Source organism: Chitinophagales bacterium, assembly GCA_040877935.1.
GTDB lineage: Bacteria > Bacteroidota > Bacteroidia > Chitinophagales > CAIOSU01 > JBBDNB01.
The window spans coordinates 1-8663 of the sequence record JBBDNB010000002.1; the positions used below are offsets into that span (position 1 = coordinate 1).

The window sequence follows — 8663 nt, forward strand, 5'->3', positions numbered from 1 at the left end:
TTATTAACAGAAATCCAATGATAGTATAGTGATTGGAGGTCTCGACCAGACACTAGGTAGCAGTTTATTGTTGCAGTTTACGATAAAAAATAAACCTGAACCTAAGAACATAGTTCGTTTAGCTGTTGCTGATAAGATTCAAAATTTTGTTACCGGATTTGGTGTTATTGAAAATAATGTACCGCAAGACTTCTTTTTAAGTGTTCCCAATTGCGAAATTTCTGTTGTTTCTTCCGATTCGCAATCAATATTAAAGAAACTGCATGCCCTCAATCCGATTAGAAGATACTACAGATTAAAAAACGGCTTGAATCCCGGAAATATCAAGCACATTTTAATTTCTGACAACAAGAAAACCGCTCTACATAAGCCAATAATATGGGGTAAAGAAATATCTCGATACAATATTGTCTGGGGAGGCGAATACGTTAATTATGACAATAATATAGACGAGAAAATTAGCCTTGACGATTTAAAATCCAAACAGGGTATGAACAAACAAAACCGAATTGATTTTGCCCTGCGATCACCGGATTTGTTTGAAAATAAAAAGATTGTTGTTCGAAAAACTGGTGACTCTTTAATTGGCTGTTTGGATAACAAAAATTATTACTTTGACACGCTTGTACACGGAATCTATGAAAAAGAGAAAGGTTTTGAATTAGAGCCTTTATTAGCAGTGCTAAACTCACGACCCGCAACAAAATTTTACCGATTGCTGCACGATATTAAGGGAAAAGTATTTGCTAAAATTAGTCTGGATAATTTGGGGGCATTCCCTATACCCGATGCAATTGCATCAAGAGGAATGGAGCTGGGCGATAAAGCAAAAATTCTTTTGCAAAAGAACACTGAGTTGCATGAATTAAGCAGCAAATTTTTGATGCTTTTCCAATCCAAATTTGATATAGAAAAACCCACCAAAAAACTCCAAAACTGGCATGAGCTGGAGTTTGGGGAATTTATAAAAGAAGTAGAAAAACTCCGTAAAAAAGCGGCAGCAGCTACAGCTACTTCAACAAGGGGACATGTCCCCTTGTCCTTAACCGAAGAAGCCGAATGGATGCAATACTTCAACGAGCAAAAACAAAAAGCCCGGGAATTGAAATCCGAAATCAATAGGGTAGAGGAGGAAATTAATCAAATGGTCTATAAGCTGTATGGGCTGACAGAGGAAGAGATTAAAGTTGTGGAAATATAGGTAAACAAAGATTTTAACAAGGGGTTTTAACCCCTTGTCGTCCAGGTTTATAGAATACATCAGTGAAAAACAAAAAGCTCCGGAATTGAAATCAGAAATCAATAGGGTAGAGGTTGAAATCGATCAAATGGTCTATAAATTGTATGGGCTGACAGCGGAGGAGATTAAAGTTGTGAAGAGGAAAAATACAGTTTATTAAAACAGAAAACATGACTGAATACTTGGAAATAGTTATTGATTGGAAACATAAGAAAAAATGGAATCCTGACAATTTTGAATTGATTCATAACAAGAATGTATTGTATCAAATTTATTGCGACTCACATATCTATGGAAGAGATGTTCTGGCTTATATTGGGAAAACTGATCAGACTTTTGAACAAAGATTTACGCAACATGAAAAGTCATTTTGGAGAAATGCCAATAATGTAAATTTTGCAGTAGGAGAAATTAAAGACCAAAGTTTTGGAACACTTGAAATACCTGAGTCAATATTAATTGCCAATCATAAACCATTCTTCAATAAAAATTTCATTCATAATCTCTCACCAGAGGCAGTAAGCCGAAAAATAATTATCATTAACAATGGTGAACATGGAATGCTAAAAAACTCTTGTACAAATTTTTGGTGGTATGATCAGAATAATGAAAATATTTAGGATTCACATAACTAAACCCACTTAGTTTTAGATGATTTTCTTGTACCTTATTTACTTGGTTGAAGATATTTGATCTAATCAATAATAAAAATGAACGATGCTATTTAATGAGAGGTTTTGGATCTTTCATATAGTTTCATGATAGAAGACCTGAAATAATATAATAAATGGATATTGATTTGAATTTAGTTTATGCGGTTTTAGGAGTAATCGCAACTTTTATTGTTGGTTACTTCGGTATTAGATACACATTAAAGTACAGAGCAAAAACAAGTTTGTGGTATTTTGAAAACAGTTGTATTTCATTATTCAAATCTGTAGTTAAAGATTTAGATGAACTTGAAATTAAATATAAAGGAAAAACAGTAGATGAAAATTTAATCACTTACAAAGGTACATTCTTTAACTCTGGAAATATTGATATTGATGATAAGTTAATGTATAAACCATTGTCAATAATATTACCAAAAGGTTATGAGTGGAAAAAAGTAATGTTAGTTGATAAGTCAGAAAATGTAAATGTTGATTTAACAGAGAAAGTAAATGAATTACAATTCTCTTGGGATATATTAAAGGAAAATGAATTTTTCACTTTTGATTCAATAATTGAATATAAGCCTAGAGATACTTCTGAAAATAAAAATCAATTAGTTGCTTCAAACATAACTGATAATTTATCCAGAGGCATTAACTTATCTCAAAGAATAACTAATTTAAAGTCTATAGATAAAGTAGAATTACCATCAAAACCAAAGAGTAAATCCGATTTCATATTTATAGTTGTTCTTTTTTCAATATTGGTGTTCGTAATAGCATCTAGTTTGTTTAGTTCATTTTTCTACCCTGGGTATGTCATTAATTATGAAATAATGAAAGATTCTAAGACTTTCTATGCCTCGATTGATGATATAAACAAAGATGAAATTGAATTAGTAGATAGCAATGGTAAAATTTTATTTATTGGAAACAGTAATATATCAAAGCAGCCTAAGTTTACTGGTAATTTTAAAATTGTAAAAAAAGATCTAGATTTCTTATCAATATTCATTTATGGGATTTTATTGATTCTTTTTCTTTCATTACTCGTATTTTTAATTAAAAATCAACTTTCTAAACAAAAAATTTTCAATAGAGTAAAAGAGATTATAAATAAGCATGATGATTATGATTTTACATAGTTGCATATTTATTATAAACATAATATTAATTCTACCAAACCAAAAAAATATTTAAGAGAAAATTGTGGAAAGTTGTTCTATGTAAAAAGGCACTAAAACATTGGTTATAGCATATTTTTATACTATGTACAGAAGAAAAGACTTACAGCTCAAGCTCAATAGAAGAATATATAACAGCTACACCAACATAAAACTTTTGAAAAGAAAGCAAGAAAATATTGATGAAAGCTTTACTCAAAATCAATTAAAAATTACTTCTTTTTTAAATAAAATGATTAATAAAGGATATGAAGTTAAGAGTAGTTCAGCATTAGGTACAGCTAACTTTATTATTTTTCGAAAAAAGGATGTTGATTAATGTTTGATAGTTTAATCAAACACAACTTTACTTGAGAATGAATAAGCTCCTGTTTTATTCTCTTAGTACTTTCACCCCATAATGGTCTGCATTATGTTAATATAGCTTAGCCTTTGCAGCTTAGCGGTTAAAACAAGCACAAATAGATAAACCCTGATATGCTCAAGTATTTAGTCATTATAGAAAAAACGAAAACCGGTTACAGTGCTTATGTACCGGATTTGCCTGGTTGCATTGCAAGTGCCAAGACAAAGAAAGTTGTTGAGCAAAGTATTTATGAAGCTGTAAAATTTCATATTGAAGGCCTAAAAGAAGAAGGTCTTAAAATCCTAAACCAACAACCGAAAGCGAGATGTTAGTATTTGCTGCCTGAGTGTGTGGGCAGGTCAGCAAAAAAATAAACAATATTTAGTATTTCACCCTAATTAATCTCCTGAATTTCTGATAACTTCAGCTATTTAGACATAATGTCAAATTATGAGATTATGTCCCATAATTGATATTATGTTAAATAGAAAAAATCCAAAACTCCCCTGTCTATAATACTGCTCTTTAAAAATATTTTCATCAAGGGGTTTTGCTTTTCAGAAATTTGATTTACATTAGCCGATAATTATGAAAAGCAATTCAACAATTACTTCTGTAAAAAATACCTGCTGCAATATTATTTGTTGCTGCTGTGCTGTATTTTAATCAGAAGGGTTCATTGATAAAACTATATTTAGCCCTTCCATTGTGAAGGGTTTTTTAATTTAAGACCAAATCAAAATGAAAATCAATAATTACAATCATTCCAACAACAATACCAGCTTCAGCCCATGCTGTTGTACATGCTGTTGCTGTTGTGTGCCCATTCGGGAAGGATGATTGTTTGCATTGAATATATAGGACAATCTAAAGCCTTCCCTTAACCCGGAAGGCTTTTTTAATAAAAAATGGAAATAAGCAATACATATAAAATTTTAGAATAAAAAATTAACTATGAATTTAAGACCCAACATCAGCCCAATTGCTCAACGCGATATTTTAGAGCTCAAAAGGAAGATCAGCGATTTTCAAAGCGGCCTGATACCCGAGGACAAATTCAAGCATTTCCGCCTCACACGCGGTGTTTATGGCCAGCGCCAGACAGGAGTACAAATGATCCGCATCAAACTCCCCTACGGCAAGGTCACGCCACAGCAGCTCAAAGGCATTGCGGATATTTCCGATCGCTATGCTACTGGCAACCTGCACCTCACTACCCGCCAGGACATTCAACTGCATTATGTAAAAGTAAACGATGCGCCTCAGCTCTGGGCCGATCTGGAAAGCATGAACGTCACACTGCGCGAAGCCTGTGGCAATACCATCCGCAATGTCACGGCATCTGACAAAGCCGGTATCGACCCGCATGAGGCTTTTGATGTGACGCCCTATGCCCATGCTTTTGCCTATTATTTCCTGCGCAATCCTATTTGCCAGGATATGGGACGCAAATTCAAAGTGGCCTTTTCTTCCAGCGAACAGGAAGATTCCGCCCTCACCTTTTTACACGACCTGGGCTTTATTCCACAGGTACAAACCAAAAATGGTGAAACCCTTAGGGGCTTCAAAGTATTCCTGGGCGGAGGTTTGGGTGCACAGGCCATCAACGCGCATAACATATATGATTTTTTACCAGAAGATCAGCTCATTCCCTTTTCGGAAGCGGTAGTCCGGGTATTCGACCGTCATGGAGAACGCGCCAGCCGCAACAAAGCCCGCATGAAATTTCTCATCAAGAAAATTGGGGTGGAAGCATTTATGGAACTGGTGGAGGAAGAAAAAAAGGCGCTTCCCTACCCTGCCTATAAAATCGACAGACATACTGATGAGGCATGGGTGGCCAATAATATTGAAACGGCTCCTCATGAATTGCCAAATGATACAGCGGATTTTGAAAAATGGAAACGCACCAATGTATTTGAGCAAAAGCAAGAAGGTTTTTATGGCATTTACCTAAAAATACAAAATGGGGATATCGACAGCAAGCGCGCGAAAAAGCTGGTAGAATATATTGGCAAATATGCTGCTCCCGATCTGCGCATCACCATTAACCAGGGGCTGCTGATCAAATATGTGAAATCCGAAAGCCTGCCCTATTTTTTCAATCGCCTGGAAACACTGGGGCTCGCTGCTCCCGGTTTTGACAGCCTGCACGACATTACGGCCTGCCCGGGTTCCGATACCTGCAACCTGGCAGTAACCAATAGTACAGAGCTCACGCGCGTGCTGGAAGATATGCTGCAAACGGAATTCCCCGATTTGATTGACGAACGCAATATCAAAATCAAGATCAGCGGATGTATGAATTCCTGCGGACAGCACATGATTGCGCAAATTGGTTTTCACGGCAGCTCGATAAAAAACAAGGAAAAAGGCCTGGTAGTACCCGCTATGCAGGTGGTGCTTGGCGGGGGCGTTGATCCAGATGGCCGCTCGTATATTGCCGATAAGGTAATCAAACTGCCCACCAAAAAGATTCCCACAGCGGTAGAAAGCATTTTGAACGATTATGAAGCCAACAAAACCGAAGGCGAATATTTCAATGCTTATTACAGAAGGCAGGACAAAAAATATTTTTACCATTTGCTCAAGCCCTTTGCTGACATTGATTCCCTGAATCAGAACGATTATATCGACTGGGGACACCAGGAGCAATTTGAGCCCGAAATTGGTGTGGGCGAATGTGCCGGAATCACACTGGATGTAATAGGCACCGTAATCAAAGAATCAGAGGAGAAACTGGAAGCCGCAAAAGAAGGCCATAAAGAAAAAGCCTGGGCAGATGCCATTTACAACAGCTACAGCGCATTTGTAATAGCTGCCAAGGCGCTGCTGCTCAGTGTAGATCACCAATGCAATACACAGGCCAATATCATTGCCGACTTTGATGAGAAATTTCACGAAACCGGATTACTGCCTGTAAATCCCGCTTTCAGCAAGGTGGTTTTACAAATCAAGGAAAATGAACCAACTGAAAGTCTTGCTTTAGATTACTATTCACAATCCATTGATTTTCTGAATAAAGCAAAATTATTCAGACAAGAACAAATAGATCAGAACAAGGCTGAGGAAAACAAAGCCATTATTAAAAACTACTACAAAGCATAGGCTTATGAATTCAATACTCACATTGGTAGGTGCAGGCCCGGGTGATCCCGAATTGATCACGCTAAAGGCCATCAATGCCCTGAAAATTGCAGATGTCATACTTTATGATGCATTGGTAGATGAATCACTTTTGGAATACGCTTCGCAAAACTGCCTGAAGGTTTTTGTGGGCAAAAGAGCCGGAAAGGCCTGTCACAAGCAGGAAGATATCAATTCTGCTATCCTGAAATACGGCAAGATGTTTCAGAATGTAGTACGTCTGAAAGGCGGAGACCCCTTTATTTTCGGCAGGGGCTTTGAAGAGCTGGAACTGGCGAAAGAAGCGGGTATGGAAGTGCGTTTTGTGCCCGGAATCTCCAGCAGTACCTCACTGGCCGGACTGAACAATATCCCTCTCACCTCTCGTGGTGTAAGCGATAGCTTCTGGGTGATCACCGGAACTAAAAGTAACCTCGATCTCAGCTCTGACCTTTTGCTGGCCGCACAGTCCAATGCTACGGTGGTTGTGCTCATGGGGTTGAACAAGCTGAAAAGAATTGCACAAATATTTGAAGCGCAGGGCAAACAGGACATGCCGGTTACCGTGATTCAGAATGGTTCTACTTCAGAAGAAAAAACCGCCATTGGGAGAATCAGTGATATTGTAAAAAAAGTACGGGAAAAACGCATTGGCACTCCTGCCGTGATTATCATCGGTCCGGTGGTGGAGCTTTATTCCAATTTGGAACAAAAAGAAAAAGCAGCTGTTTTAGAACGCTTTAATTCAAAAAAACATGACTGATTCTCAAAACCAGCTTTTCCCGATTTTCACCAAGATCCACCAGCTTAATTTGCTGATTGTGGGGGGCGGCAATGTGGCAGAGGAAAAACTGCATTTTTTGCTGAAAAACAGTTCTGCTGCGCAAGCTACGCTCATTGCCCCGCAGATAAAAGCAGAAATAAGAGCGCTTGCTGAAAAGTATGGAAATGTAAAGCTTATTCAGCGAAAAATTGAGGACAAAGACCTGAAAAACAGGGATTTGATTCTGGTAGGTACCGATGATGCTGTACTGAATAAAAGACTGTGGGAAGTAGCAAAAGTTGAAAAGACATTGGTAAATGTGGCAGATACTCCCCACCTTTGCGACTTTTACCTTGGTTCCGTAGTCACCAAGGGGGATTTAAAAATAGCCATATCGACCAACGGCAAGTCACCGACATTTGCCAAGCGATTCAGGATGGTGTTGGAAGAAATACTACCGGATGAATTGCCGGAAATTATTAATCAACTGAAAAGCATACGCGATCAGTTGAAAGGAGATTTTAATCACAAAGTAAAAAGACTCAATGAAATCACAGCCGGACTTATCGAAAAGAATTAAGAATATCGACCTGGAGGCGCTTAACAAAAAATACGAGCCGCTGACTGCTATAGAGCGAATCAAGGAGCTGTACAAGGATTTCAATATGGATGATGTATTGTTGACTTCTTCCTTTGCTGCCAATTCGGCCTTTTTTCTGCATTTGTTCAGCACTGCCACCAACAGTGCGCAGAAAATCCATTTTATAGATACTACTTATCACTTTCCGGAAACCCTGGAATATAAAAAGCTTCTGACTGATAAGTACAATCTCAGGGTCATCGATCTCAAGCCCGAAAAATGGCTGAATGAATTTACCCAAAAGGATGAAACCTGGAAGAAAAATCCCGATTACTGCTGCTCGATCAATAAGGTGGAACCACTGAAAGCTATCACAGAACAGTACAATGTTTGGGCTTCTGGGCTGATGCGTTCACAAAATGAGCACCGCAAAGGCCTCAGGGTTTTTGAGTTTAAAAATGGAATCCTGCGCTTCTACCCTATTATTGATATCACTTCAGAGCAACGTAATGCCTATATCAAGGAACACAAGTTGGTTTTTCATCCACTTGTAAAAGAGGGTTATGATTCCATTGGTTGTAAGCACTGCACCATCAAAGGAGCTGGACGGGAAGGCCGCTGGGTAGGCCTGGCCAAGAATGAATGTGGCTTGCATATCTGATCGGCATGTGAGGAGTACGACCCCGCTGGGGTCGAGGTTTGTTTTTGGGGCCGCATTTTAATCGGGTAGGAAGCGGCTTTCACCGCTGTCCCCCCACACCACCCGGCATA

At 38.0% G+C, this 8663-nt stretch carries 9 protein-coding genes; all 9 read left to right on the forward strand.

Annotated features, from left to right (window positions below; genetic code table 11):
• Positions 1–28: 28 nt before the first annotated feature.
• The 9 genes from WD048_00880 (at position 29) to WD048_00920 (ending at position 8553) form a co-directional block, all read left to right on the forward strand.
• Positions 29–1201 (forward strand): TaqI-like C-terminal specificity domain-containing protein, encoded by a 1173-nt coding sequence (locus WD048_00880; GenBank protein ID MEX0810736.1) that lies wholly within the window; start codon positions 29–31, stop codon positions 1199–1201.
• A 209-nt stretch (positions 1202–1410) separates the two neighbouring features.
• Positions 1411–1860: a hypothetical protein gene (locus WD048_00885; GenBank protein MEX0810737.1), complete on the forward strand. Its 450-nt coding sequence runs from the start codon at positions 1411–1413 to the stop codon at positions 1858–1860.
• 167 nt (positions 1861–2027) lie between these two features.
• Entirely contained in the window at positions 2028–3038 is a 1011-nt protein-coding gene (locus tag WD048_00890; protein MEX0810738.1) for a hypothetical protein, read from the forward strand.
• Positions 3039–3162: 124 nt separating this feature from the next.
• Positions 3163–3396, forward strand: a complete 234-nt coding sequence (locus WD048_00895; protein ID MEX0810739.1) for a hypothetical protein — start codon at positions 3163–3165, stop codon at positions 3394–3396.
• 158 nt (positions 3397–3554) lie between these two features.
• Positions 3555–3755: a type II toxin-antitoxin system HicB family antitoxin gene (locus WD048_00900; GenBank protein ID MEX0810740.1), complete on the forward strand. Its 201-nt coding sequence runs from the start codon at positions 3555–3557 to the stop codon at positions 3753–3755.
• A 622-nt stretch (positions 3756–4377) separates the two neighbouring features.
• Positions 4378–6531, forward strand: coding sequence for a nitrite reductase (locus WD048_00905; protein ID MEX0810741.1), 2154 nt, complete (start codon positions 4378–4380; stop codon positions 6529–6531).
• Between the two features lie 4 nt (positions 6532–6535).
• Positions 6536–7312, forward strand: coding sequence for a uroporphyrinogen-III C-methyltransferase (cobA, locus tag WD048_00910; protein ID MEX0810742.1), 777 nt, complete (start codon positions 6536–6538; stop codon positions 7310–7312).
• Positions 7305–7892 carry a bifunctional precorrin-2 dehydrogenase/sirohydrochlorin ferrochelatase gene (locus WD048_00915; GenBank protein ID MEX0810743.1) on the forward strand — a complete coding sequence of 196 codons (588 nt, stop codon included), beginning with the start codon at positions 7305–7307 and terminating at the stop codon, positions 7890–7892. The genes cobA and WD048_00915 overlap by 8 nt, the downstream gene beginning before the upstream one ends.
• Positions 7858–8553 (forward strand): phosphoadenylyl-sulfate reductase, encoded by a 696-nt coding sequence (locus tag WD048_00920; protein MEX0810744.1) that lies wholly within the window; start codon positions 7858–7860, stop codon positions 8551–8553. Before WD048_00915 ends, WD048_00920 begins: the two co-directional genes overlap by 35 nt.
• The last annotated feature ends 110 nt before the right edge of the window (positions 8554–8663 follow it).

Bases quoted from the DNA above. Each gene is read 5' to 3' on its own strand.
- WD048_00890 (MEX0810738.1), top strand. From the start codon at position 2,028: ATGGATATTGATTTGAATTTAGTTTATGCGGTTTTAGGAGTAATCGCA.
- WD048_00905 (MEX0810741.1), top strand. From the start codon at position 4,378: ATGAATTTAAGACCCAACATCAGCCCAATTGCTCAACGCGATATTTTA.
- WD048_00915 (MEX0810743.1), top strand. From the start codon at position 7,305: ATGACTGATTCTCAAAACCAGCTTTTCCCGATTTTCACCAAGATCCAC.
- WD048_00895 (MEX0810739.1), top strand. From the start codon at position 3,163: ATGTACAGAAGAAAAGACTTACAGCTCAAGCTCAATAGAAGAATATAT.
- WD048_00900 (MEX0810740.1), top strand. From the start codon at position 3,555: ATGCTCAAGTATTTAGTCATTATAGAAAAAACGAAAACCGGTTACAGT.
- cobA (MEX0810742.1), top strand. From the start codon at position 6,536: ATGAATTCAATACTCACATTGGTAGGTGCAGGCCCGGGTGATCCCGAA.
- WD048_00885 (MEX0810737.1), top strand. From the start codon at position 1,411: ATGACTGAATACTTGGAAATAGTTATTGATTGGAAACATAAGAAAAAA.
- WD048_00920 (MEX0810744.1), top strand. From the start codon at position 7,858: ATGAAATCACAGCCGGACTTATCGAAAAGAATTAAGAATATCGACCTG.